Raw genomic sequence first — 23,594 nt, 5'->3', positions numbered from 1 at the left:
CGCCTCATCGGCGGACGACGTGGCCGGCGCGAACCCGCACGTCACACCCGCCTCGGCCGTCGCAGCACGCCCAGCGGTGACGTGCATCACCTGTCGCACCCCGGGGTAGCGGGGGTGTTCCGTTGCCCGTGACGAGGGAGGACCAGCCATGACGACCAAGGTCGAGAGGTCGATCCAGGTCGACGTACCGGTGAACCAGGCCTACAACCAGTGGACCCAGTTCGAGGACTTCCCGCACTTCATGGGCGGGGTCAAGGAGGTCCGCCAGCTCGACGACCGGCGCCTGCACTGGGTCGCCGAGATCGCCGGCGTCCGGCGCGAGTGGGACGCCTCGGTCCTCGAGCAGGAACCGGACCGCAAGGTCGCCTGGGCCGCGACCAGCGGGGCCACCAACGCCGGGGCGGTCCGCTTCGAGGCCGCCGGCCCGAGCTCGACGATCGTGTACCTGACCCTGGAGTACGAGCCCGAGGGCGTCGTGGAGCAGATCGGCGACAAGCTCGGCATCGTCGAGCGGCAGGTCAACTCCGACCTCGAGAGGTTCAAGCGGCTGATCGAGGACGAGGGCTACGCCACCGGTGCCTGGCGTGGCTCGATCAACGAGGACCTCGACGTCGGCACGCCGGGGGTCGGGGACGCCGTCGGCTCGCACGGCGACAGCGGCAAGGCGGGGGTGTCGGGGACGGCCGTCGCCGCCGGCGTCGCCGCCGTGGCGGGCGTCGCGGCAGCAGCAGGCGCCGCCGTGGCCTCGTCGAAGAGGAGCGAGCAGACGCAGCAGCCGGCGGGCGTGACCCAGCCCCAGGAGGTCACCGTCGTGGAGCAGCCGCCGCCGGACGTGGTGCGGGACGACGCGCTGACCACGGAGTCGGACCCGGCGGGCTACACCGCACCGTCCTCCACCGAGGGCGTCGAGAAGGGTGTGCGGAACGGCGGCGACGACCCGATGATCGGAGGCGGTAGCCGCAGCTGAGCTCCGGCGGCCGGTGGAGGCGGGCGCAGCGCCGCCTCCACCGGTCGGCGCGGTGGTCGGCCCGGACACCGGGGCTGGTCGCGGACCCGGCAGGGGGCCTGGCACGCTCGCTGCGTGATGCGCGTCGGCGTGGTGCTGGGTGGTGGCGGCGTCGTGGGGCAGGCGTACCACTCGGGCGTGCTGGCGGTGCTCGAGCACGACTTCGGCTTCGATGCCCGCACGGTGGACGTGATCGTCGGGACCTCGGCCGGCTCCATCACCGGCACGCTGCTGCGGCTGGGCGTCTCGGCCGAGGACCTCGCCGCCTGGACGGTGAAGGCACCGCTGTCCGACGAGGACGAGGTCCTGCGGCACGTGGCCGGCACCTCCGTCCCCGAGCTCGCCCCCTTCAACCCGCTGCACGTCCTGCGCCGCCCGCTGCGGCTGCCGGGCCGGCACATGGTGCAGCGCGCGCTGGCCCGGCCGTGGCAGTTCCGGCCGCTGGCGGCCGGCATGGCCCTGATCGCGCCCGGGCAGCACGACATCGCCGAGCAACTGGCCGCGCTCCGCGAGCTCGAGGGGCCGGGATGGCCGGACCCGGACCTGTGGATCTGCGCCGTCCGCCAGCGCGACGGGCGCCGGATCGTCTTCGGTCGTCCCGGCACGCCCGAGGTGCCGGTCCACCAGGCGGTCGCGGCGTCGTGCGCGGTGCCCGGCTACTTCGCCCCGGTCCGGATCGGGGAGGACCACTACGTCGACGGCGGGGTCCACTCGCCGACCAACGCCGCCGTCCTCCGCGGTCGCGGACTCGACCTCGTTCTCGTCATCTCGCCGATGAGCGGCCCGGCGGGGTGGCTGCCCGACGTCTACGCGGCCTCCCGCCGGCACGCCGCACGCCTGCTGGGGCAGGAGGTCAGGGCGCTGCGGCGAGCGGGGATCCGGACGGTCGTCTTCGCTCCCGGCGCGGCCGAGCAGCGCGCCATGGGCAACGACATGATGTCGCGGCACGACCTCAACGGGGTCATCCAGACGTCCTTCCTCGCGACCGGCGCGTACGCCGCCAGGCCCGAGGTCGCCGACCTCATCCGAGCCGCAGCCGGCCGCTGATCAGGGGACCAGCGCCAGCTTCCCGACCACGTCCCGCCGGCCCAGCCGGGTCAGCGCCTCCGCGGCCCCGTCGAGGGGGAGGCAACTGGGTTCCGGCGGCCGCAGTTCACCGCGGGCGACCCGGCCGAGGACGTCGGACACCAGCGCGCTCGCCGCCTCGGGCTCGGTCCGGGCCCAGTCGCCCCAGTCGACGCCGACGACGGTGCGGTTGCGCAGCAGCACGAGGTTCGCCGGCAGCCGCGGGATCTCCCCACCGGCGAACCCGACCACGCAGAACCGCCCGTACGCGGTCAGCGACCGCAGCGCCGCCTCGGCCAGCGGTCCGCCCACCGGGTCGACGACGACGTCCGCCCCGCCACCGGTGACCTCGCGCACCCGGTCCTTCAGGTCGGTGTAGTCGACGGTCACCTCGGCGCCGGCCGCGTGCGCCGCGTCCCGCTTGGCCTCCGTGGACGCGGCGGCGACGACGCGGGCACCCGCCGCCCGGGCGACGTCCACCGCGGCCAGGCCGATGCCGCCGCCCGCGCCCAGCACCAGGACCCACTCACCCGGACGGACCTGCACCCGGCGGGAGAGGGCGAAGGTCAGCGTGCTGTAGCTCTCGACCGCGGTGGCGGCCACCGCCGCGGGGACGCCGTCCGGCAGCGGTGACACCGCCCAGGCGGGCGCCACCAGGTCGGTCGCGAACCCCCCACCACCCATCGACAGGACGACGACCGGGTCGCCCACCGACACGGTGCCGGCGTCCGCCCCCACCGCGCGCACCCGGCCGGCCACCGCCGACCCCGGCGTGTGGGGGAGCGGGGGCCGCACCTGGTAGCGGCCCTGCACGATCAGGCCGTCGACGAAGGCGACGGCCGCCGCCTCGACCGCGACGACCACCTCACCGGGCCCGGGGGCCGGGTCCGGTTCCTCCACCAGTTCCAGCCGGTCGACCGGGCCGAACTCCCGGCACACGATGCGTCGCACGCGCTCCCCTCCCGACGTCAGCGCCGGCGGCGGGCCCCGGTGGCCAAGGACACCAGCAGCAGCTTGACCAGCCAGTCGCCCGCGTGGATGGCGGCCAGCCGCCACGGGACCTTCTCGTGGACGACGGACCCGGTCAGCAGGACACCCGGGAACGCGACCCACAGTGCCAGGCCGAGCCGCACCGCGTCCCGCGGGCGGGTCACCCCGGTGCGAGCGGCGAGGGCGGAGACGGTCACCGCCACGGTGCCGCTGCGGGCCAGCTCGACGGGCACGATCCAGCCGGCCGCCGCGGTGTCCTCGGCGTAGGCGTCGTGCAGCTGCGCCAGCCGGCGGCCGAACGCCGCGTACCACGCCCCGCTCGCGGCAACGGCTGCTGCGGTGGCGAGACCGATCGCCGACAGGTCCTCGACGGTGCGCACGATTCCTCCTCGGTGGGGGCACGCCGGTGGTCCGGAGACCACCGCAGTAGACCAGGCAGCCCGCCCTCCCGGTGGTGATCACCCGGCGGCTGCGGCAACGTCGAGCGGGATCGCGAGGGACAGGAGCACCGTCGTGGAGTACCGCACGCTCGGCCGCAGCGGCTGCTCGGTCTCGGCCCTCGCCCTGGGCACGATGACCTTCGGTGCCGAGACCGACGAGGCGGGCGCGCACGAGCAGCTCGACCTCTTCGTCGAGGCAGGCGGCACGCTGGTCGACCTCGCCGACGTCTACTCCGCCGGCGCGGCCGAGGAGATCACCGGGCGCTGGCTGGCGTCCCGCCCGGCCGACGTCCGCGACCGCGTCGTCCTCGCCACCAAGGGCCGCTTCCCGCTGACCGAGGAGCCCAACGCCCTCGGCAACTCCCGCCGCCACCTGCGTCGCGCGCTCGAGGACTCGCTGCGCCGGCTCGGCGTCGACCACGTCGACCTCTACCAGCTGCACGCCTGGGACCCGCTGACCCCGCTCGAGGAGACCCTGCGCTTCCTCGACGACGCCGTCTCCGCGGGCGCGATCGGCTACCCGGGCCTGTCGAACTTCACCGCCTGGCAGGTGCAGAAGGCCGTCGACCTCGCCGAGCACCGGCACCTCGCCGTCCCGGTCACCCTGCAGCCGAGCTACAGCCTGCTCGTGCGGGACGTCGAGTTCGAGATCGTCCCCGCATGCCTGCACAACGGCCTCGGCATGCTGGCCTGGGGCCCGCTCGGCGGCGGTTGGCTGTCGGGCAAGTACACCCGCGACCAGCGGCCGGAGGGCGCGACCCGGCTGGGGGAGGACCCCGGCCGCGGCATGGAGGCCTACGACCGGGTCGGCTCCCGGCAGCGCACCTGGGACGTGCTGGAGGTCGTGCAGAGCGTCGCCGAGGCGCGCGGGGTGTCGATGCCGCAGGTCGCGCTCGCCTGGCTGGCCGCCCAGCCCGCCGTCACCTCGGTCATCCTCGGCGCTCGCACCGTCGACCAACTCCGCGACGACCTGGGTGCGGCCGACGTGACGCTCACGCCGGAGGACGTCGCGCGGTTGGACGCCGTCAGCGACCCCGGCCGCGCCGACTACCCGTACGGGGACGTCGGCGCCGAACAGCGCAGCCGGACACCCGCCGGCGCCTGACCTACCGGGCCGTCCGCAGCCGGGCGATGACACGGTCGTGCGCCAGCCCGGCGGCGGCCGCGTCGAAGCCGGGAGAGCCCCGCTCGGCGAACCAGTGCCGCGACCCCTCGTACCGGTGGACGACGACCTCGGCCCCGGCGCCGCGGAAGCCCGACGAGACCTCGTCGAGCTCCTCCGCCGTGAACCAGGGGTCGCCCGGGGCCACGTGCAGCTCGACCCGCCGGGTGCGGACGTCCCCGGTCGGCGGCCGGCCACCGTAGAAGAGCACCAGCTCGTCGGGTGCCGCGTCGCCCCGGCCGGCCAGCGGGCAGGCGAGGAAGGCGCCCAGCGAGAAGCCCATCGCCGCCCACGGGACGCCGCCGGCCGCGAGGGTGTCCGCGCAGGCGGCCACGAGCTCGGCGGTGGCCGGGTCGGCCAGTGCGGCGTCGGCCAGGGTCTCGGCCGCCGCCTCGGTGGTCGGCGTCGCGCCGTCGAACATGTCTGGTACCAGAACCCGCCGTCCGGCGGCGACCAGTTGGTCGGCCCACTCCCGCACCGCCGGGGTCATCCCCCACCACGGGTGCAGCAGCAGGACGCCGGGCACCCCGGCGGGGCCGACGGTGAGGACGCGGTCGTTCGTGGGCACTGCTGCACCGTAGCGACGGACCCGACACCCGGAGCCCGCCCCGGAACCACCCCGACCCGGGGAACGGGGGACCGATCCGGGTGTTCCCCGGTTCTCGTGCCGCCCGGACGGGGCCAGGCTCGTGCCATGACCACTCCCTCCCCGCTCCCCGTCCCCACCCGGCCCGCACTGCGCCGCAGCGGCACCGACCGCTGGCTCGGCGGCGTCTGCGGCGGCCTCGCCGAGTACAGCGGCATCGACGCCGTGCTCTGGCGGGTCGGCGCCGTCGGCCTCACCGTCGCCGGGGGCGCCGGCGTCGTCGTCTACCTGCTGCTGTGGGTGCTGCTGCCGTCGGCCCCGCTGCCCGCCGACCGCTCCCCGTCGATCCTGGACGGGTTCGTCGACCGGCTGCACACCGCCCTCACCGGGACCCGCTCCGGCCCTCCGCCGAGCGGTTCGGTGTGAGCAGGACGGCCCGCGACCGGCGGGACGGCGTCCCGATGGGTCACGATGACGCTCCAGCACCCATCCCCGACCAGCACGGGAGACCCGACGTGACCGTTCCGCCCGGACCGCAGCAGCAGCCCGCCCCGATGGTGGTACCCGGCTTCTTCGTCAGGCAGCGGATCACGCTGATGGTCAACCGCTACGAGGTCGTCGGGATGAACCCCGACGGCTCCGAGGGGCCGTTGCTCGCGTTCGCGGAGCAGAAGCGGATGAAGCTCAAGGAGGAGGTCGTCTTCTACGCCGACGCCTCGAGGAGCCGGGCGGTCTTCAGCTTCAAGGCGCGGCAGCGGCTCGACGTCGCCGCCGAGCACGACGTGTTCGACGAGTACGGGAACCCGCTCGGGTACTTCCGCAAGCAGTTCGGCGCCAGTCTGCTGCGCTCGACCTGGGAGCTGTCGGCTCCCGGCATCGACGCCGTCGGCCGGGAGCGTCGGCAGTCGATCGCCATCCTGCGCCGCGTCTGGGACTTCATCCCCTACATCGGCGACATCTGGGTGCCGTTCGTCTTCCACTTCGACTTCGTCGACACCGCCACCGGCGCACCGGTGCTGACCAGCGAACGGCAGAAGGCCGTCCGCGACCGCTACACCGTCAGGGTGCCCGACCCGCGGCTGGACTTCCGCGTCGCGGCGTCCATGGCCGTCGCCCTGGACGCGCTGCAGAGCCGCTGAGCCGGGCAGCTGCTCCACGCCGACCGGTCGGTTCGACTCCGCGTCACCGTTCCCCTCCAGGGGGTGAGGCGAGTCCGGGACCCGCCGCGGCGGGCTGAAGGGCCGCTGTCGGGTGACCGATGCTCTCCCTGTGGTCCAGGCACTCGCGCGCGCCGTCCGGCGCCGACGCACCCGGCAGCCGGCCGACCGGTCGCTGCGGGTCGTCCGCGTGTCCGCCGCCGTCCTGGCGTCGGTCTACGCGCTGTCCCTGCTGGCCCACGGGCTCGGGGTGGACGGCCTGCTCGCCACCCTCGCGGTCGGCGGCAAGTGGGTGTTCCTCGTCGGGCTGACCGGACTGCTGGTCCTGCGGGCGCTGACCCTGCGGGAGGACCGGGGCGTCTGGCTGCTCTTCGCCGCGGCCGTCGGGTCCTACACCGTCGGCTCCCTGGGCTACGCGCTGGCCGACGCCGCGCCGGGGTCGATCGTCCGGCCCGCCTGGTTCGACCTCGCCTTCGTCGCCTTCCACCCGCTGGCCTGTGTCGCGCTGTTCCGGCTGCTCCGGACGCGGGTCAGGCGGCTGACGTCGAGCATGTGGCTCGACGCCGTGGTCACCGGGCTGACCGCGGCGGCGTTCGCGTCGGCGTTCGCCATCGGCGCCTACCTCGACACCGCGCTGCGCGGCGCCGTCCTGATCGCGGTCTACCCGATCGCCGACCTGCTGCTGCTCGTGCTCATCGCCGGCGCCCTCGTGGTCATCGGCCGCGGCGCCGGTGCCGTCTGGTGGTGGCTCACCGCCGGGACCGCGCTGTTCGTGCTGACCGACGCGCTGTACGCCTACCAGGTCGCCCACGGGACCTACGTCGTCGGCGGCCCGCTCGACGTGGGCTGGGGCCTGGCGTTCCTCGGCTACGGCCTGGCCGCCTGCCAGCCGCCGATGCCGCGCAGGACCGACCAGCTGCTCGGCGTGCGGGCACTCGTCGTCCCGGGGCTGTGCGCCATCGGCGCGCTCGTCCTGCTGCTGAGGGGCTACCTGGAGGACGGCGACCCGCTGGCCGGCGGGCTGGCGTTCACCGCCGTGGTGGCCGCCCTCGCCCGCACCGCGCTGACCTTCCGCGAGGTCCGCGCCCTGGCCGACAGCCGTCAGCAGGCCCGCACCGATGAGCTCACCGGCCTGCCCAACCGCAGGCAGGTCTTCGAGACCTTCCGCGCCGCCGATGCGCGGATGGCCGCCGGGGGGACCACGGCGGTGCTGGTCCTGGACCTGGACCGGTTCAAGGAGATCAACGACTCCCTCGGCCACGGCGTCGGCGACGCCCTGCTGCGCGAGGTGGGGCCGCGGCTGGCCGGCCACCTCCGCAGCGGCGACCTGCTCGCCCGCCTGGGCGGTGACGAGTTCGTCGTCCTGGCCTCCGGCCTGGGCGAGGACGGCGCGCTGGCCCTGGCCGAGCGGCTGTGCGCCACCCTCGAGCGGCCGTTCCAGCTCGCCGGCATGGCGCTCAGCGTGGACGCGAGCGTGGGCATCGCGATCGGCCCGCGGCACTCCGGGCACGCCGAAGAGCTGCTGCAGATGGCCGACCTGGCCATGTACGCGGCCAAGGCCGGCCGCAGCTGCGCGGTGGTCTACGACGAGGCGCGCCACGGCTCCGGTCGGTACCGTCTCGAGGCCGTCGCCCAGCTGCGCCGGGCCATCGACGAGGGCCAGCTGGTGCTGCACCACCAGCCCAAGCTCAACCTGCGGACCCGCCGGGTCGACGGGGTGGAGGCGCTGGTGCGCTGGCAGCACCCCGCGCGCGGGCTGCTCTTCCCCGACGCGTTCGTCGACCTGGCCGAGTCCGCCGGCCTCATGGGGCCCCTGACCCGCCGGGTGCTGGACGCCGCGCTGGCCCAGCGGCGGGCGTGGGCCGACCGCGGGCGGGAGCTGACCGTCGCGGTCAACGTCAGCCCGTCGAACCTGGTCGACGAGGGGTTCCCCGACGAGGTGGCCGGGTTGCTCGCCCGGCACGGCGTCCCGGCGACCGCGCTGGTCCTCGAGGTGACCGAGAGCCTGCTCATGGCGGACCGGGAGCGCGCCGTCCGCGTGCTCTCCGCGCTGCGGGGGACCGGCGTCGGCATCTCCATCGACGACTACGGCACCGGCTACTCGAGCCTGGCCTACCTCGCCAGCCTCCCGGTGACCGAGCTCAAGCTCGACCGCACCTTCGTCAGCGCGATGAACGACAGCGACCGGTCGGCGGCGATCGTGACCTCGACGCTGCAGCTCGCGCACGCCCTCGGCCTGGTCTTCGTGGCCGAGGGGGCCGAGGACCGGGCCACCGTCGACGCGCTGACCGCCCTCGGCTGCGACGTCGTCCAGGGGTACCACCTCAGCCGCCCGCTGCCGGCCGAGCAGCTGGAGCCGTGGCTGGAGGCCAGGACGGCCGCCCCGGTCGCCTGACCGCCGCGTTCCTCGACGGTTGCAGTTCCCCTCCGGGAACCGAGCCGCCCGGCCCCGGACGCGCCGGAGGGCGGGACCCGTGTCCGGGTCCCGCCCTCCGGCGGTGGGCTCCACCCAGGGGCCGGGCGGCCCTGCTCGGAGGCTCCGGCCCGTCCTGGGTACCGCCGCGAGCGTGCGAGCGGTGGGGGACCTTCAGCGAGCGGTCGGAGGCAGGGAGGCCTTCCTCAGCTCTTCGGCCGGGCACCGGCGCGCAGCGCGCCGAGCAGGTCGTGGTTGAGCCGGGAGATGTTCTCCATCGAGATGCCCTTGGGGCAGGCCGCCGAGCACTCGCCGATGTTGGTGCAACCGCCGAAGCCCTCGAGGTCCTGCTGGGCGAGCATGTTGACCACTCGCTCGTTGCGCTCGGGCTGCCCCTGCGGGAACAGCCCCAGGTGGCTGACCTTGGCCGCGGTGAACAGCATCGAGGAGGCGTTCGGGCAGGCCGCCACGCACGCGCCGCAGCCGATGCAGGTCGCCGCGTCGAAGGCCGCGTCGGAGTCCTTCTTCGGCACCAGGATGGAGTGGGCCTCGGGCGCGGTCCCCGTCGGCGCGCTGATGTAACCGCCGGACTGGATGATCCGGTCCAGGGCGCTGCGGTCGACCGAGAGGTCCTTGATCACCGGGAACGCCGTCGCACGCCACGGCTCGATGTCGATCGAGTCGCCGTCCTTGAACTTGCGCATGTGCAGCTGGCAGGTGGTCGTGGGACCGCCCGAGGTGCCGCGGCCGTGCGCCGTCCCGTTGATCATCAGACCGCAGCTGCCACAGATGCCCTCGCGGCAGTCGTGGTCGAAGACCACCGGGTCGTCACCGGCCAGGATGAGCTTCTCGTTCAGGACGTCGAGCATCTCCAGGAACGACATGTCCGGGGAGATGTCCTCGACCTGGTAGGTCACCATGCGGCCCTTGTCGGACGGGCTCTTCTGACGCCAGATGCGCAGCGTCAGCGTCATGCCGTGGGGGGCCATGGCCGGGTCGGTCTCCGTGCCGGACGCGAAGCTCGCGCCCTCACGTGTCGCTGTCACTCGTAGCTCCGCTGGGTCGTCGTCACTTGTAGCTGCGCTGGGCGAGGTGGACGTACTCGTACTCGAGGGCTTCGCGGTGCAGGACGGGGGGAGCGCCCTCCGGCGTCCACTCCCACGCGGCCACGTAGGCGAAGTTCTCGTCGTCGCGCAGCGCCTCACCCTCGGGGGTCTGGCTCTCGGCCCGGAAGTGCCCGCCGCAGCTCTCGGCGCGGTGCAGGGCGTCGACGCACATCAGCTCGGCGAGGTCGATGAAGTCGGCGACGCGGCCGGCGTGCTCCAGGGTCGGGTTGATCGTGTCCAGGTCGCCGGAGACCTTGAGGTTCGTCCAGAACTCCTGGCGGATCTCGGGGATCCGGTCCAGGGCCTTGCGCAGACCCTCCTCCGAGCGCTCCATGCCGCACAGGTCCCACATCAGCCGGCCGAGCTCGCGGTGGAACGAGGCGGGGGTGCGGTTGCCGTTGATCGACAGCAGCTTCTGCACCCGGCCCTGCACGTCCTGCAGCGCCTCGGCGACGGCCGGGTGGCTGTCGTCGACCTTCTCGAAGGGGCCGTCGGCCAGGTAGTCGTTGATGGTGTTCGGCAGCACGAAGTAGCCGTCGGCCAGGCCCTGCATCAGCGCGCTGGCGCCCAGGCGGTTCGCGCCGTGGTCGGAGAAGTTGGCCTCGCCGATCACGAACATGCCGGGGATGGTCGACTGCAGGTCGTAGTCGACCCACAGCCCGCCCATCGTGTAGTGGACCGCCGGGTAGATCCGCATCGGCGTCTCGTAGGGGTCCTCGCCCGTGATCTGGGCGTACATGTCGAACAGGTTGCCGTACTTGGCCTCGATGGCCGGCCGGCCCAGCCGCTCCATCGCGTCGCCGAAGTCCAGGTAGACGCCCAGCCCGCCCGGGCCCACGCCGCGGCCCTCGTCGCAGACGTTCTTCGCCTGGCGCGAGGCGATGTCGCGGGGCACCAGGTTGCCGAACGCGGGGTAGATCCGCTCGAGGTAGTAGTCGCGCTCGGACTCGGGGATCTCGCGGGGGTCGCGGCTGTCGCCGCGCTCCTTGGGCACCCACACGCGGCCGTCGTTGCGCAGCGACTCGCTCATCAGCGTGAGCTTGGACTGGTAGTCGCCCTTGACCGGGATGCAGGTCGGGTGGATCTGGGTGTAGCAGGGGTTGGCGAAGTACGCGCCCCGCTTGTGCGCCCGCCAGATCGCCGTGGCGTTGGAGCCCTTGGCGTTGGTGGACAGGTAGAAGACGTTGCTGTACCCGCCGGTGGCCAGGACGACGGCGTCGGCGAAGTGGGTGCTGACCTCGCCGGTGATCAGGTTGCGCGCCACGATGCCCCGGGCCCGGCCGTCGACGATGATCAGGTCGAGCATCTCGTGCCGGGCGAACTGCTCGACGGTGCCGGCCGCCATCTGCCGCTCCAGCGCCTGGTAGGCGCCGTAGAGCAGCTGCTGACCGGTCTGCCCGCGGGCGTAGAAGGTGCGCGACACCTGCGCCCCACCGAAGGAGCGGTTGTCGAGCAGGCCGCCGTACTCGCGGGCGAACGGGACGCCCTGCGCGACGCACTGGTCGATGATGCTGACGCTGACCTCGGCGAGGCGGTGCACGTTGTCCTCGCGGGACCGGAAGTCGCCGCCCTTGACGGTGTCGTAGAACAGCCGGTGCACGCTGTCGCCGTCGTTGCGGTAGTTCTTCGCGGCGTTGATGCCGCCCTGCGCGGCGACGCTGTGCGCCCGGCGCGGGCTGTCGTGGAACCAGAAGTTCTTGACCTTGTAGCCGGCTTCGCCGAGCGTCGCGGCGGCCGAGCCACCGGCCAGGCCGGTGCCGACGACGATGACGGTCAGCTTGCGGCGGTTGGCCGGGTTGACCAGGCGGGCCCGGAACCGGCGGGTGCTCCACCGCTCGCCGATCGGCACGTCCCGGGGGGCCTTGGTGTCGGCGATCGGGTCGCCGACGGAGAAGAGGTCGAGAGGCATCGCGATGGGCTCCTTTAGCCGACGAGGCCGAAGAGAACGCTGAAGGGGACGATCAGGAAGCCGCCGATGAGCACCACGGAGAACACGAGGGCGAAGAGGTTGACCGTCCTCTCCCGGCGCTTGTTGCTCTGCCCGAGGGTCTGCGTGGCGCTCCAGATGCCGTGCCGCAGGTGCATGCCGAGCAGGACCAGCGCGAGCACGTAGACCGCGGTGATCAGCGGGTTGGAGAAGCCGGCGATCAGACGGTCGTAGGGCGTGCCGTTGGGACCCTCCGGGTTGGCGACGCCCATCGTGAGGTCGAGGATGTGGTAGATGATGAAGAGGCCGACGATCACGCCGCCCCAGCGCATGGTCCGCGAGGCGTAGCTCTGGGCCACGGCCTTCTTGGTGACGTAGCCGTGCGGACGGGCCCGCTTGGCCTGTCGCCACAGCGAGATCACCGCCCAGGCGTGCGCGATGACCACGGTCAGCAGGACGATGCGGATGATGGTCAGCGTCGTCTGCGCGGGGACGGCCGGCTCGCCGATCGTGCGGATCCACTCCGAGTACCCGTTGAAGGACTCGCGGCCGGCGAAGACCTTGAGGTTCCCGATCATGTGCGCGATCAGGTACAGGACCATGATGATGCCGGTGACCGCCACGACGGCCTTCTTGGCCACCGAGTTGGTCTTGGCCACCTTGGGAGTCCTGCGCTGTCCCGGCTGCGTCACCGTCACCACGAAGGCAAAGGTAGGCCTCCACCAGGATTGCGACCACGTCAACGCGAGGTGACTCAGCTCTCGTAAGGGTGCCCTTACCGCGTGGGGCGGTTACAGTTCGCGCCCGCGAGGGCAGGGCCACACCCGCGGAGCGGTTGGCCGGCCCCCCGGCGGGGGAGGAGCACGGCATGGCTGGACCCACGCGAGGATTCCTCGGACGGCGCAGGGAGCGCGACCCGCGCCTGCCGCCCGGGCAGTACGACGCCGGCCGCGACTGGCCGGTGCTGACCGCCGAACCGACGCCGCGCATCTCGCCCGAGACCTGGAGCATCACGGTCGACGGGCGGGTGGAGAACCCGACGACGTGGACCTGGGACGAGGCCCACCGGCTGCCGCGCTCGGAGTACCGCGGCGACATCCACTGCGTCACCACGTGGTCGAAGTTCGACACCCGGTTCGCCGGCGTCAGCGTCGACACCCTGCTCGAGGCGGCCCGCCCGACGCCCGAGGCGCACTTCGTCGTCGCGACGTCGAAGACCGGCTACACCACCAACCTGCCGCTGGAGGACGTCACCGGCGGCAAGGCGTGGGTGGTGTGGGAGTACGACGGCGGCCCGCTGCCCATCGAGCACGGCGGCCCCGTGCGGCTGCTGGTCCCGCACCTGTACTTCTGGAAGAGCGCCAAGTGGGTCACCCGGCTGACCCTCCTGCAGCGCGACCAGCCCGGCTTCTGGGAGCAGAACGGCTACCACGACCGCGGCGACCCGTGGCGCGAGCAGCGCTACCAGGGTGACTGACGGAGGACCCCGGGAAGGACCTCGCTTCCCCCCACCGCTCGCGAGCTCGCGGCGGGACCCTGAACCGAGGCCGTCGGACCCCTCGCAGGCCCGGGATAAGCCTCGGAGCGGGGCCGTCCCTGCCCCGGGCGGGCCTGGAGACGGGGCCGGCCGGGCGCCCAGCGGCGGGTGGCGCACCGCGACCGTCGCCGGCGTCCGGCGGCCGGTGCCGCGGGCGGTGCAGATACAGCTCGACGTCGCCGACCGGGTGCGGCACCTGGCCGGCCAGCACTACGTCGTCCGGCTGACCGCCGAGGACGGCTACACCGCGCAGCGGTCGTACTCGGTCGCCTCCGCGCCGGGAGACCCGCTGGTCGAGCTGTTCGTCGAGCGCCTGGACGACGGTGAGGTCTCCACCTTCCTCGCCGACGTCGTCGAGCCCGGCGACCAGCTGGAGGTGCGCGGTCCGATCGGCGGCTGGTTCGTGTGGGACGGCGAGCGGCCGGCGCTGCTGGTCGGCGGCGGCACCGGCGTCGTCCCGCTGGTCGCCATGCTGCGCACCGCGCGCGATCTCGGCCGCACCGACCTGCTGCGCACCGCCGTGTCGACCCGCACGCTCGCCGAGCTGCCCTACGCCGACGAGCTGCTCGAGGCCGGCGCGCTCGTGGTCACCACGCGGGAGCCCCACGGGGTGCGGCCGGCCGGCCGGCTGACCGCCGCCGACCTCGTGCCGCTGTGGGAGCCGGGCCAGACGGCGTACGTCTGCGGTTCGGACGGCTTCGCGGAGGCGGCCAGCCGGCTGCTCGTCGACCTGGGGATCCCGGCGGCCGACGTCCGCGTGGAGCGCTTCGGCGCCAGCGGGTGATCGACCACCTTCGAGAGACCCCGTCCTTCCTCAGCCGAGCGGCGGCCGCTCAGGGGTGAACAGCCATGCCTCGAAGAGGTCGTCGAGCTGGCGGCCGGAGAGCTCCTCCGCCAGGGCGACGAACTCCTCGGTGGTGACCGCCTCACCGGCCCGCGAGGTCGCCCACTCCTCGACGATCTGGGAGAACGCGGTGTCGCCGACGACCTGCCGCAGCGCGTGCAGCGTCATGGCGCCGCGCTGGTAGACGGCCGGGTGGAAGAGCAGGCGGGTCTCCGGTCCCGGGTCCCCGACGAGGACCGTCCAGAAGGGCGGTTCGGAGCCGGCGTAGATCGTGTCCGCGTTGGCGTACAGCGCGTCGAACTCCGCCTGCGGGGTGGAGAGGCCCTCCCGTTCCAGCCAGAGCCACTCGGCGTAGGTCGCGAACCCCTCGTTCAGCCAGATGTGCTGCCAGGCGCCGAGCCGGAGGGAGTCGCCGTACCACTGGTGCGCCAGCTCGTGCACCACGACGAGGTCGCCGGACAGCGGGTCGGAGAAGAAGCCGGGTGCGTACACCGGCCGGGTCTGGGTCTCCAACGCGAAGCCCATGCCGGGGACGTTGTCGACGATCGCGCCCGCCGTGCTGAACGGGTAGGAGCCGAACGACTCGGCCAGGAACTCGATGACCTCCGGCTGCCGGGCCAGGGCCGCGTCGATGACCTCGCCGGCGAGCGGACCCCCGGTCGCCGGGTCCAGGTCGAGCTCGGCCAGGGTCGGGTCGACCGCGTCCCAGTACCGGATGCCGTCGGCCTCGTACGCCCGGAGGTCGAACTCGCCGACGGCGAGGGTCACCAGGTAGGTGGCCATGGGCTCCTGGGCGTCCCACGACCACGTCGTCCACCCGTCGTGCGTCGAGGTGTCCTCGAGCGCACCGTTGGAGATGCCCTCGAGCCCCTCGGGGACGGCGATGGCCACGGCGACCGAGGCGGCGTCGAGCGGGTGGTCGTTCGCCGGGAACCAGGTGGCCGCGACGTCGGGTTGGCCGGCGACGAGGGCGCCGTCGTCGGTGTGGAAGAAGCCCGACTGCCCGAGCAGGGGGTCCTCGATCGTGTCCGGTACGCCGTCGTAGGTGACGGCGACGGTGAACTCGCGGTCGTGCCTCAGCGGCCGATCCGGGGTGACCGTCAGCTCGCCGCCGTCCCGGCTCCAGGTCGCCGGCCGGCCGTCCACTGTCACCGACCGCACGTCCAGGCCCTCGAAGTCGAGGTTGAAGGCGGACAGGGCCTGGGTCGCCGTCGCCTCGATGGTCGCCGTGCCGGAGAGCACGTCGGTCGCGGGGTCGTAGCGCAGGTCCAGGTCGTAGTGGGCCACGTCGTACCCGCCGTTGCCGTCCAGCGGGTAGTAGGGGTCGCCGATCCCCGGGGCGCCCGGGGTCGGCTCCCCTCGCCATCGCCCGTGGTCGTCGGCGACCGCGGTCGCCGGGGCGAGCCCCACGAGGACCGTCGTGGTCAGCAGCACTACAGCCCTGCGGGCCATGGCCCCTCCCCGGTGTGGGCGGTCGTCCCGACACCGGGACGGCCGGAAAGTAGTCCTGCGCACGGCGTGCAACCCGGGGTGACGGTCAGCCTCTCTCGACCGGGACGCGCTTCCTGACGCAGCGGCCCGGGATGGTCACTGTGAGGCGCACCACGGTGCCGGCCGGCAGCGGGACCGCCCGCGTCGGGGAGTCGTCCGGCGCACCGGGAGAATCCCGGTCGTGCACACGGAGGTCTGCCCGGTCGAGGCCGTCGACGACGACCTCCGGGCACAGCTGCTCGCCTGCTGGACCGACGTGAGCAACGCCGGCGGGTCGGTCGGCTTCGTGCCCCCGGTGACCGAGGAGGAGGTCACGCCCTACCTCGACGCGGTGGTCGAGCGGGTGGAGCGTGGCCACGAGCTGTTCGCCGTGCTGCGGGTGGACGGGCAGTTCGCGGGGTTCGCCGTCCTGTCGCTGTCGGTCAGCCCGCTGCGGCGGCACTGGGCCACGGTGCTCCGCGTGCAGGTGCGCCCGGAGCGGCAGGGCCGGGGCCTGGGCCGGGTGCTCGTGAGCGGGGTGCACGCCATCGCCCGGGACCGCGGGCTGGAGTTCCTGCACCTCACCGTGCGCGGCGGCACCGGCCTCGAGGCGTTCTACGCGAGCTTCGGCTACCGCGAGTTCGGCCGGATGCCGGGGGCGGTCCGGGTGGCGCCGGGCGACGACCGCGACGAGCTGCACCTGACCTGCCGGCTGTAGAGGGGCTACGCCAGCGGGTCGCGGCCGGCCACGGAGCCCTCGGCCGAGAGCAGGGCGAGCCGCGCGAACAACTCCTCGGCGTACCAGCCCTCCTGCGCGGTGCGGGTGACGACGGCGGCGTGCGGGGCGCGGTCGTAGGCGAAGGAGTTCAGCGCGGCCGCGGAGTCCCAGACGCTGAAGGTGCCCTGCAGCCCGAGCGGGGCCTCGCCGATGCCGAGCGCGAGACGCAGCCCCGGGCTGTCGTGCAGGTCGGCGGAGACCGGCGGGACGGCGCGCCAGAACGTCACCGCCTTGCGCGTCGTGAGCCGGGCGCGGGTGACCGCGGCGACCGGTCCGTCCCAGCGCTGCGGCCAGGGCTTCCCGAACGGTTCCTCGCGGGACCACCGGCCGCGGGCGGCGAGGGGGCGCATCCGGGCGGTCCACTGCTCGTCGGCGATCCGCTGCCACCGGCGGACGACGTCCCCGGACTCGAAGGCGGCGGCCGAGCGCTCGTCGTCCCACACCGCCAGCAGCGCCCACCGGCGGGGGTCGGCGTCGCGCACGGTGAAGGTCCGGCCGCTGCCGGTGCCCAGCAGCTTGGCGAACCGCAGCCCGGGGGTGCGGCGCAGCGGACGCCGGTCGACCGCCATCCGCAGCAGCGCGGCGGGCACCGACCGGCCGGGCACGCCCCACACGTGCAGGGTCGCCAGCCGTCGAGTGGTCACGGCTCCGATCCTCCCCGTCGCACACGGTTCGCGCCGCGGCGGGCCGCCGTCGTGGGCCCCTGCGGAGGCGGGACCGCCACTACGCTGCGTGCATCCTGTGCTGCAGAGCGGGGGGACCGGTATGGCCGATCAGACAGATCTCCGACAGGACCTGCTGCGGCGGGTGAACGCGCGCCGGGCGGCGGTCGAGGCCTTCCTGCGGGAGCGGCGTCCCCGCATCAGGCGACGGGTCACCGCGACACTGGTGCTGACGTCCCTGTCCGCCGTCCTCACCGCCGGGCCCGGGATCGGCGGCACGGGCTTCACCGAGACGGTGAACGGCGCCCTCGACCTCGGCGGCAGCTCGGACGTGTGGCGCCCCCTCTGCCTCCTCGCGCTGCTGGTCTCACTGTGCGCCACGGTCCTGACCGCGATCGACAAGGCGAACAACTCCGCCGCGGAGCTGAGCGCCGTCGAGGCGGCCGATGCCGAGCTGGAGGGACTGGCCACGCTGCTGGAGTTCGGCCACCTGTCGGTGGAGGACGGCGCAAAGCTCTACCAGCAGTACGTCACCAAGATCCCGTTCGTGGACGACGCACCCCCCGTCGCCCGGCCGGGATGAGCGACGCCGAGGTGTGCGGCTGCGGGGGGCCCGGGTAGCTCCCGTCCGGTTCCGCCGCTGCCTCGGACCCCGGGATGCCGGCGGCCGCCCGAGAGGAGGCCTGCCGTGGCGCAGACCGCACGCGAGGAGCTGGGCGAGACCGACGCCCCGGTCGAGGACCAGGTGGTGCAGGCCTTCGACAAGATCGTCGACGAGGGGGCGCAGCGGCTGCACCGCTCGTGGCGGGAGGTGCTGACCACCGGGCTGGCCGGCGGGCTCGAGGTGGCCACCGGCGTCGTCGCGCTGCTGGCCGTCTACGCGGCAACCGGCAGCCACCTGCTGGCCGGGCTGGCGTTCAGCATCGGGTTCGTCGCGCTGATGCTGGCCAAGAGCGAGCTGTTCACCGAGGGGTTCCTCGTGCCGGTGACCGCGGTGGTCGCCGGCCGGGCGAGCGCCGGCCAGCTGGGGAAGCTGTGGGCCGGGACGCTGGTCGCCAACCTGGTGGGCGGCTGGCTGGTCATGTGGCTGGTCGTGCACGCCCTCCCCGAGCTCGGCGCCACGGCGGTCGAGTCGGGCCGCACCTTCGTGGAGGCGCCGCTGGACCTGGAGGCGGTCTGCCTGGCGCTGCTGGCCGGCGCCTTCATCACGCTGATGACCCGGATGCAGCACGGGGCCGACTCCGAGACGGGCAAGCTCGCCGCCGCGGTGGCCGGGGCGTTCCTGCTCGCCGGCCTGGTGCTGTTCCACTCGATCCTGGACTCGCTGATCATCTTCGGGGCGATCCACCACGGCGCCCCGTACGGGTACGGCGACTGGCTGGCCTGGTTCTGGTACACGACGCTGCTCAACGTCGTCGGCGGGCTGGTGGTCGTCACGTTCCTGCGGTTGGTGCGCAGCAAGGAGCTTCTCGAGCGCGAGCGGGCCGCCGCCCGCTCCTGAGGCCGCCGGCCCGCCGAGCCGCCCGGGTCACCGGCTCCCCCGGGCCCCGAACGGCCCGGGGACGACGACGGTGCGCTGCGCGCCCGGGCCGACCGGGCGCGGTCCTGCTCGCGCCGGGATGCCCAGGGCGGTCGCCGGACCGTCCCCGAGGCGGCGTCGCTGGCTACGCTGCCTCGACGACCTCCCGACCCGTGAGGGGACGTCCATGAGATCGGGACCGCACCGTCCGGCGGCCGCCTACGCACGGCCGCTCGCGCTCCTCTCGGCCGTGCTCGCCGGGCTCCTCGCGGGCGGGATGGTGCTCATCGAGGCGGTGCTCCTGCCGTTCTGGCGCAGCGTCCCGCCCCCGGAGTTCCGCCGGTGGTTCACGGCGAACGCGCCGCGCATCCGCACGCTCATGGTGCCGCTGGGTGCCGCTGCCGGGGTGGCCGGCGTCGCCTCGGCGATCGCGGACGTGACCACCTCCCGCCGGCGGAGCCCGGCCTCGCTCACGGCCGCGGCGGCCACGGTGGGGGTCGTGGCCGTCACCGTCACGGTGAACGAACCGGCCAACCACCGGTTCACCGGAGGCTCCCTGACCGATGCGGAGACGGCGGACCTGCTGGCCTCGTGGGCGCGGTGGCACCACCTCCGGGTCGCCCTCGGTGTCGTCGCCACGGTGGCCGCGGCGTCGGCGCTCCTCCCGCGCAGGCCCTGAGGGCCCCGAGCCCGCGGAGCCGTCACCCGCCGGTGGCCTGCCGCACGGCGGTCAGGTAGCGCGCCGTGGCCAGCCGCTGCACCAGCGTGCTGACCGGCCCGCCGAGACGGGCCAGCGGTGAGGCGAGCCGGGCGAACACCCGCAGCCGGAAGACGACGTCGCCGCCGGGCTCGAGCCGGACGAGGAACGCCTCCTCGCCGCTCTCCGGGTGGCCGGGCAGCGTGCCGTAGGCGAAGCCGCGCTCGTCGCCGGTCGCCTGCGCCCACACCACCCGGCACGGGATGTCGTATCCCGGCCGCGGCAGCCCCGCGGTCAGGACGACGACGGTGCCCGGCTCGCTCGCCGGCCCGGTGGCCCGCACCCGCAGCCCGACGGCCCGCTGCATCCGCCAGTCGAACACCGCCGCCACGGCCCGCTCGAACGCCTCCGGGCCCGAGCCGACGACGACCGAGCGCTCGACGTGGTCGTAGCCGGCCGGCAGCTCGGCGTCCCGCGTGGCGCCCACCGGGGCGTAGCTGAACGGGACGTCGACCAGGCCGGCGGGGTCGAGGACGCGCAGGAGGCCCATGCGCCCAGTGTCGTGGCCGCCGGTCCACCCGGCGCCCCCGCCGGTAGGGTCGCGGCCACTGTGCTGCCCGCCGTCACCGCCACCCGCTACGTCACCCCGCTGCGCGAGGGTGGCTCGCTGCCCGGCCTCATGGAGGCCGACGACCTGGGCACCTACGTGGTCAAGTGGCGGGCCGCCGGGCAGGGCGTGAAGGTGCTCGTCGCCGAGGTGGTCTGCGGCGAGCTGGCCCGGGCCCTGTCGCTGCCGGTGCCGGCGCTGGTGACCGTCGACGTGGCGCCGGAGCTGGCAGTGGGGGAGCCCGACGTCGAGGTGCAGGAGCTGCTGCAGCGCTCGGCCGGGGTCAACCTCGGGCTGGACTACCTGCCCGGGGCGCTGGACTTCGAGGCCGGCGCCGACGGCGTCGCCCCGGAGCTGGCCGGCCGGGTGCTGTGGTTCGACGCGCTGGTCGGCAACGTCGACCGCTCGTGGCGCAACCCGAACATGCTGTTCTGGCACGGCCGGCTGCAGCTGATCGACCACGGGGCCACGCTGACCTTCCACCACCACTGGCCCGGCGCCGCCGCCGCGGTGGCGCGCCCCTACGACGCGACCCAGCACGCGCTGGTGGACTGCTCGCCCGACGTCCGCGCCGCCGACGCCGCGCTCGCCGCCCGGGTCACCCGCCCGCTGCTGGAGCAGGTGCTGCGCCAGGTGCCCGACGACTGGCTGGACGGCCCCGCTCCGGACGACGCTCCCGACGCGGTGCGCGCCCGCTACGTCGACCAGCTGCTGGCCCGGCTGGCCGCCCGCGACGCCTGGCTGCCGCCGCTGGTGGCCGCCGCGGCCGAGGGCGGGTCGCGCCGCCGGGCCCCGCGCGGGGAGAACCGGCCGTCGTGGCTGGGCCCGCCGCCGCCTGCGGGGATGAACCAGCGGTGAGCCGGGAGACCTTCGAGTACGCCGTCCTGCGCGTGGTGCCGCGGGTGGAGCGCGGGGAGTCGCTCAACGCCGGCGTCCTCGTCTACTGCCGGCAGCGGGACTACCTGGGGTCCCGGGTGCACCTGGACGCCGACCGGCTGCGCGCCCTGGACCCCACCGCGGACCCCGACGCGATCGGCCGCGCACTGCAGGCCGCCGCGGACGTCTGCGCCGCCGACCCGGCATCCGGCGCCGCCGGGCGCGAGGCGCTGGGGTCGCGGTTCCGCTGGCTCACCGCGCCGCGCAGCACCGTCGTCCAGGCCGGGCCGGTGCACACCGGGCTGACCGACGACCCGGACGCCGAGGCCGACCGGCTGCTGCAACTGCTGGTGCTGCCCGTCACCGGTTCCTGACCGTCCGTACGCCGCGGTACCCCGTGCGGGTGAACGGCGGGTGGCCGGCGGCTTCACGAGACCCACCCCCGGGCGTCATGCGGGCGTCGGTCCGCCGCACTAGCGTCCGGGCAACGACGTCTCCAGAGCCGAGGACCCATGACGGACAGCTCCAACCCCCGCCGACGCCTCCTGCTGCCCCTGCTCAACTCGGTCCGTCACGGCACCCGCAGCCACGCGACCTGCTACTACAAGTGCGGCAACGCCTGCGATGCGACCGTGCCCAACCGCACGGACAACCCCACCTTCGAGTCCGTCGTCCAGACGGCCCTCAGCCGGCGCGCCCTGCTCAAGGCAGCCGGCGCCGGGGCCCTGGTGGTGGCCACGGGCCCGCTGCTCCCCGAGCCGGCGGCGGCCGCGCCGGGACGTGCCGGGGCGGCCCGGGACGGTGCCCTCACCTTCGAGCCGGTCGAGCAGAACTTCCTCGACGAGCTCGTCGTCCCGGCCGGTTACGGCTCCGCCGTCGTGATGCGCTGGGGCGACCCGGTCGAGGAGGGCGCGCCAGAGTTCGACGTCGACGCGCAGACCGCCGAGGCGCAGGCCAAGCAGTTCGGCTACAACTGCGACTTCATCGGGTTCCTGCCGCTCGGGCGCCGGCGCGCCCTGCTCGTGGTGAACCACGAGTACACCAACGAGCAGCTGATGTTCTCCGGCGTCGCCGAGGAGGAGGCGCCGACCACCGACGAGCAGAAGCGCGTCGCGATGATGGCGCACGGCATCTCCGTGGTGCAGATCCAGCGGCAGGGCGACTCCGGCGTGTGGCTGCCGACCCCCGAGCGCGACCGCAACCGGCGGATCACCGCCTCGACCCCCTTCCGGGTCACCGGGCCCGCCGCGGGGTCGGAGTACCTGCGGACGACGGCCGACCCCGAGGGCCGCACCGTCCTGGGCACGCTCAACAACTGCGCCGGCGGCATCACGCCCTGGGGTACGACGCTGCACGGCGAGGAGAACTTCAACCAGTACTTCGGGACGTCCGCGCCGATCTCCGAGGACCCGCGCGAGCCCCGCCTGGGCCGGTACAGCATCAGCGCGGAGGACTCGGCCGGACGTCGGTGGGAGGCCGTCGACCCACGGTTCGACCTGGCGCAGGAGCCCAACGAGGTCAACCGCTTCGGCTGGGTCGTCGAGGTCGACCCGCACGACCCCACCTCGACCCCCCGCAAGCACACGTCGCTGGGGCGCTTCAAGCACGAGACGGCCAACGTCCGCATCGCCGAGGACGGCCGGGTCGTCGCCTACTCCGGGGACGACGAGCGGTTCGACTACATCTACAAGTTCGTGTCGAGGAAGAAGTACTGCGAGGGCGACGACCCGGCGGCGCGGGCCCACAACATGACGCTGCTCGAGGAGGGTGACCTCTACGTCGCCCACTTCAGCGGCGACTCGCCGGCCACGGAGATCGACGGCACCGGCACCCTGCCCGGGGACGGCGAGTTCGACGGCACCGGCCGGTGGGTCCCGCTGGTGCAGGACGGCCGCTCGATGGTCTCGGGCAAGGACGTCGCCTGGGTGCTGACCTTCACCCGGCTGGCCGCCGACCGCCTCGGCAAGCAGCTCGACGCCGACGGGGACTTCCCCGACCCGGCCAACCCGGTCGTCGTCGACCCGGGGCAGGTCCCCACGAAGATGGACCGGCCCGAGGACATCCAGGTCAACCCGGTCAACCAGCGGGTGTACGCGGCCCTGACGAACAACACGAACCGGACCGGGCAGGACGGGCGGCCCGGGGCGGACGAGGCCAACCCGGTGAGCCGGTCGTTCGCCTTCGACGCCGAGGACGGCCGTTACGAGGAGCGTCCCGGCAACCGCAACGGCCACGTCATCGAGTGGGAGGAGACCGGCTCGATCGCCGGGGACACCTTCACCTGGCGGGTCTTCATCCTGGCCGGCAACCCGGAGGACCCCGGGACCTACTTCGCCGGCTACGACAAGTCCCAGGTCAGTGCCATGTCCTGCCCGGACAACCTGGAGTTCGACCCGGCCGGCAACCTGTGGATCTCCACCGACGGCACCGTGCTGTCGACCCGGAACCAGGAGGCGGGCACCGTCGGCGGCACGAACGACGGGCTCTTCGCCGTCCCGACCGAGGGAGCCGAGCGCGGACACCTCAAGGCGTTCCTCACCGTGCCCATCGGTGCCGAGTGCAGCGGCCCGATGATCCCCGGGGACGGGCGGTCGGTGTTCGTGTCCGTCCAGCACCCGGGGGAGACCACCGGCTCGACCCGGGACACCCCGGCGAGCACCTGGCCCGACCGGCTGCCGGAGCGGCCGTTCCCGCGGCCCAGCGTGGTGGTGGTCGCCCGCGAGGACGGCGGTCGGGTCGGCAGCTGAGCGCC

24 protein-coding genes are annotated in these 23,594 nt (G+C 74.0%); 15 read left to right on the top strand and 9 right to left on the bottom strand.

All coding sequences use genetic code 11. The features are described from left to right. Window positions 1-148: 148 nt before the first annotated feature. Window positions 149-967, top strand: coding sequence for an SRPBCC family protein (locus tag BMW27_RS21640; protein WP_091448306.1), 819 nt, complete (start codon window positions 149-151; stop codon window positions 965-967). 117 nt (window positions 968-1,084) lie between these two features. Next, window positions 1,085-2,053 (top strand): patatin-like phospholipase family protein, encoded by a 969-nt coding sequence (locus BMW27_RS21635; RefSeq protein WP_091448304.1) that lies wholly within the window; start codon window positions 1,085-1,087, stop codon window positions 2,051-2,053. Here BMW27_RS21635 and BMW27_RS21630 read toward each other — a convergent pair whose 3' ends face one another. Both BMW27_RS21630 and BMW27_RS21625 read right to left on the bottom strand, forming a co-directional pair. Next, the gene (locus BMW27_RS21630) at window positions 2,054-3,022 is read right to left on the bottom strand and encodes a zinc-binding dehydrogenase (RefSeq protein ID WP_091448302.1); all 969 of its coding nucleotides are present in this window, start codon (window positions 3,020-3,022) and stop codon (window positions 2,054-2,056) included. It lies immediately after the preceding gene. 17 nt (window positions 3,023-3,039) lie between these two features. Further along, entirely contained in the window at window positions 3,040-3,441 is a 402-nt protein-coding gene (locus tag BMW27_RS21625; RefSeq protein WP_175486613.1) for a DUF1761 domain-containing protein, read from the bottom strand. Window positions 3,442-3,574: 133 nt separating this feature from the next. On the opposite strand from BMW27_RS21625, the gene BMW27_RS21620 reads away from it, so the two are divergent. After that, window positions 3,575-4,606, top strand: coding sequence for an aldo/keto reductase (locus tag BMW27_RS21620; protein ID WP_091448297.1), 1,032 nt, complete (start codon window positions 3,575-3,577; stop codon window positions 4,604-4,606). A 1-nt stretch (window position 4,607) separates the two neighbouring features. Here the strand turns inward: BMW27_RS21620 and BMW27_RS23580 are convergent, their stop codons facing one another. Continuing rightward, window positions 4,608-5,231: a dienelactone hydrolase family protein gene (locus BMW27_RS23580; protein ID WP_175486612.1), complete on the bottom strand. Its 624-nt coding sequence runs from the start codon at window positions 5,229-5,231 to the stop codon at window positions 4,608-4,610. Window positions 5,232-5,357: 126 nt separating this feature from the next. Here BMW27_RS23580 and BMW27_RS23575 point away from each other — a divergent pair, with 126 nt between their 5' ends. From BMW27_RS23575 to BMW27_RS21605, 3 genes are all read left to right on the top strand, one after another. Then, window positions 5,358-5,675 carry a PspC domain-containing protein gene (locus BMW27_RS23575; RefSeq protein ID WP_175486611.1) on the top strand — a complete coding sequence of 106 codons (318 nt, stop codon included), beginning with the start codon at window positions 5,358-5,360 and terminating at the stop codon, window positions 5,673-5,675. An 89-nt stretch (window positions 5,676-5,764) separates the two neighbouring features. Continuing rightward, complete coding sequence (locus BMW27_RS21610) at window positions 5,765-6,388, top strand: LURP-one-related family protein (RefSeq protein ID WP_091448293.1); 624 nt, start codon at window positions 5,765-5,767, stop codon at window positions 6,386-6,388. A 130-nt stretch (window positions 6,389-6,518) separates the two neighbouring features. Beyond that, complete coding sequence (locus BMW27_RS21605; protein ID WP_091448290.1) at window positions 6,519-8,801, top strand: putative bifunctional diguanylate cyclase/phosphodiesterase; 2,283 nt, start codon at window positions 6,519-6,521, stop codon at window positions 8,799-8,801. Window positions 8,802-9,025: 224 nt separating this feature from the next. On the opposite strand, the gene BMW27_RS21600 is transcribed toward BMW27_RS21605, so the two are convergent. Genes BMW27_RS21600 through BMW27_RS21590 form a run of 3 tightly spaced genes read right to left on the bottom strand, consistent with a single transcriptional unit; the run spans window position 9,026 to window position 12,553 of the window. Then, the gene (locus BMW27_RS21600; protein WP_245743797.1) at window positions 9,026-9,865 is read right to left on the bottom strand and encodes a succinate dehydrogenase/fumarate reductase iron-sulfur subunit; all 840 of its coding nucleotides are present in this window, start codon (window positions 9,863-9,865) and stop codon (window positions 9,026-9,028) included. A 22-nt stretch (window positions 9,866-9,887) separates the two neighbouring features. Further along, window positions 9,888-11,834, bottom strand: coding sequence for a fumarate reductase/succinate dehydrogenase flavoprotein subunit (locus BMW27_RS21595; protein WP_091448287.1), 1,947 nt, complete (start codon window positions 11,832-11,834; stop codon window positions 9,888-9,890). 14 nt (window positions 11,835-11,848) lie between these two features. Then, complete coding sequence (locus BMW27_RS21590; RefSeq protein ID WP_245743796.1) at window positions 11,849-12,553, bottom strand: succinate dehydrogenase cytochrome b subunit; 705 nt, start codon at window positions 12,551-12,553, stop codon at window positions 11,849-11,851. Window positions 12,554-12,720: 167 nt separating this feature from the next. Here BMW27_RS21590 and BMW27_RS21585 point away from each other — a divergent pair, with 167 nt between their 5' ends. Then, complete coding sequence (locus BMW27_RS21585) at window positions 12,721-13,329, top strand: sulfite oxidase-like oxidoreductase (protein WP_091448285.1); 609 nt, start codon at window positions 12,721-12,723, stop codon at window positions 13,327-13,329. 217 nt (window positions 13,330-13,546) lie between these two features. Next, window positions 13,547-14,173 carry an FAD-binding oxidoreductase gene (locus BMW27_RS21580; RefSeq protein WP_091448398.1) on the top strand — a complete coding sequence of 209 codons (627 nt, stop codon included), beginning with the start codon at window positions 13,547-13,549 and terminating at the stop codon, window positions 14,171-14,173. Between the two features lie 30 nt (window positions 14,174-14,203). Here BMW27_RS21580 and BMW27_RS21575 read toward each other — a convergent pair whose 3' ends face one another. Then, window positions 14,204-15,685, bottom strand: coding sequence for a M1 family metallopeptidase (locus tag BMW27_RS21575; RefSeq protein ID WP_091448282.1), 1,482 nt, complete (start codon window positions 15,683-15,685; stop codon window positions 14,204-14,206). Window positions 15,686-15,905: 220 nt separating this feature from the next. On the opposite strand from BMW27_RS21575, the gene BMW27_RS21570 reads away from it, so the two are divergent. Further along, window positions 15,906-16,421: a GNAT family N-acetyltransferase gene (locus BMW27_RS21570; RefSeq protein WP_245743795.1), complete on the top strand. Its 516-nt coding sequence runs from the start codon at window positions 15,906-15,908 to the stop codon at window positions 16,419-16,421. Between the two features lie 5 nt (window positions 16,422-16,426). Here the strand turns inward: BMW27_RS21570 and BMW27_RS21565 are convergent, their stop codons facing one another. Continuing rightward, entirely contained in the window at window positions 16,427-17,125 is a 699-nt protein-coding gene (locus BMW27_RS21565) for a monooxygenase (protein WP_091448278.1), read from the bottom strand. Between the two features lie 121 nt (window positions 17,126-17,246). Between BMW27_RS21565 and BMW27_RS21560 the strand changes: the two genes are divergently transcribed. From BMW27_RS21560 to BMW27_RS21550, 3 genes are all read left to right on the top strand, one after another. Then, the gene (locus BMW27_RS21560) at window positions 17,247-17,726 is read left to right on the top strand and encodes a hypothetical protein (protein ID WP_139206956.1); all 480 of its coding nucleotides are present in this window, start codon (window positions 17,247-17,249) and stop codon (window positions 17,724-17,726) included. A gap of 105 nt (window positions 17,727-17,831) precedes the next feature. Then, window positions 17,832-18,644 carry a formate/nitrite transporter family protein gene (locus BMW27_RS21555; protein WP_091448273.1) on the top strand — a complete coding sequence of 271 codons (813 nt, stop codon included), beginning with the start codon at window positions 17,832-17,834 and terminating at the stop codon, window positions 18,642-18,644. 205 nt (window positions 18,645-18,849) lie between these two features. Continuing rightward, the gene (locus tag BMW27_RS21550) at window positions 18,850-19,341 is read left to right on the top strand and encodes an anthrone oxygenase family protein (protein ID WP_175486610.1); all 492 of its coding nucleotides are present in this window, start codon (window positions 18,850-18,852) and stop codon (window positions 19,339-19,341) included. A 22-nt stretch (window positions 19,342-19,363) separates the two neighbouring features. On the opposite strand, the gene BMW27_RS21545 is transcribed toward BMW27_RS21550, so the two are convergent. After that, complete coding sequence (locus BMW27_RS21545) at window positions 19,364-19,909, bottom strand: DUF1990 domain-containing protein (RefSeq protein WP_091448267.1); 546 nt, start codon at window positions 19,907-19,909, stop codon at window positions 19,364-19,366. A gap of 60 nt (window positions 19,910-19,969) precedes the next feature. Here BMW27_RS21545 and BMW27_RS21540 point away from each other — a divergent pair, with 60 nt between their 5' ends. The 3 genes from BMW27_RS21540 to BMW27_RS21530 all read left to right on the top strand — a co-directional run bounded on the left by BMW27_RS21540 (window position 19,970) and on the right by BMW27_RS21530 (window position 23,589). Continuing rightward, window positions 19,970-20,824 (top strand): HipA family kinase, encoded by an 855-nt coding sequence (locus BMW27_RS21540; protein ID WP_091448396.1) that lies wholly within the window; start codon window positions 19,970-19,972, stop codon window positions 20,822-20,824. Beyond that, window positions 20,821-21,216, top strand: a complete 396-nt coding sequence (locus BMW27_RS21535) for a DUF3037 domain-containing protein (RefSeq protein ID WP_091448265.1) — start codon at window positions 20,821-20,823, stop codon at window positions 21,214-21,216. The genes BMW27_RS21540 and BMW27_RS21535 overlap by 4 nt, the downstream gene beginning before the upstream one ends. A gap of 138 nt (window positions 21,217-21,354) precedes the next feature. Next, on the top strand, window positions 21,355-23,589 hold the full coding sequence (locus tag BMW27_RS21530; RefSeq protein WP_091448263.1) for a PhoX family protein: 2,235 nt from the start codon (window positions 21,355-21,357) through the stop codon (window positions 23,587-23,589). Window positions 23,590-23,594: the final 5 nt, after the last annotated feature.

The organism is Geodermatophilus poikilotrophus (assembly GCF_900111455.1).
GTDB classification, from domain to species: domain Bacteria; phylum Actinomycetota; class Actinomycetes; order Mycobacteriales; family Geodermatophilaceae; genus Geodermatophilus; species Geodermatophilus poikilotrophus.
Note: the sequence above shows the minus strand (reverse complement) of the source record. Positions and strands in the feature narration are given on the sequence as shown.

Excerpts from the sequence above, each read along its gene's own strand:
- BMW27_RS21640 (WP_091448306.1), top strand. The coding sequence starts at position 149 with ATGACGACCAAGGTCGAGAGGTCGATCCAGGTCGACGTACCGGTGAAC.
- BMW27_RS21635 (WP_091448304.1), top strand. The coding sequence starts at position 1,085 with ATGCGCGTCGGCGTGGTGCTGGGTGGTGGCGGCGTCGTGGGGCAGGCG.
- BMW27_RS23575 (WP_175486611.1), top strand. The coding sequence starts at position 5,358 with ATGACCACTCCCTCCCCGCTCCCCGTCCCCACCCGGCCCGCACTGCGC.
- BMW27_RS21595 (WP_091448287.1), bottom strand. The coding sequence starts at position 11,834 with ATGCCTCTCGACCTCTTCTCCGTCGGCGACCCGATCGCCGACACCAAG.
- BMW27_RS21585 (WP_091448285.1), top strand. The coding sequence starts at position 12,721 with ATGGCTGGACCCACGCGAGGATTCCTCGGACGGCGCAGGGAGCGCGAC.
- BMW27_RS21575 (WP_091448282.1), bottom strand. The coding sequence starts at position 15,685 with ATGGCCCGCAGGGCTGTAGTGCTGCTGACCACGACGGTCCTCGTGGGG.
- BMW27_RS21560 (WP_139206956.1), top strand. The coding sequence starts at position 17,247 with ATGGCCGATCAGACAGATCTCCGACAGGACCTGCTGCGGCGGGTGAAC.
- BMW27_RS21550 (WP_175486610.1), top strand. The coding sequence starts at position 18,850 with ATGAGATCGGGACCGCACCGTCCGGCGGCCGCCTACGCACGGCCGCTC.
- BMW27_RS21545 (WP_091448267.1), bottom strand. The coding sequence starts at position 19,909 with ATGGGCCTCCTGCGCGTCCTCGACCCCGCCGGCCTGGTCGACGTCCCG.
- BMW27_RS21530 (WP_091448263.1), top strand. The coding sequence starts at position 21,355 with ATGACGGACAGCTCCAACCCCCGCCGACGCCTCCTGCTGCCCCTGCTC.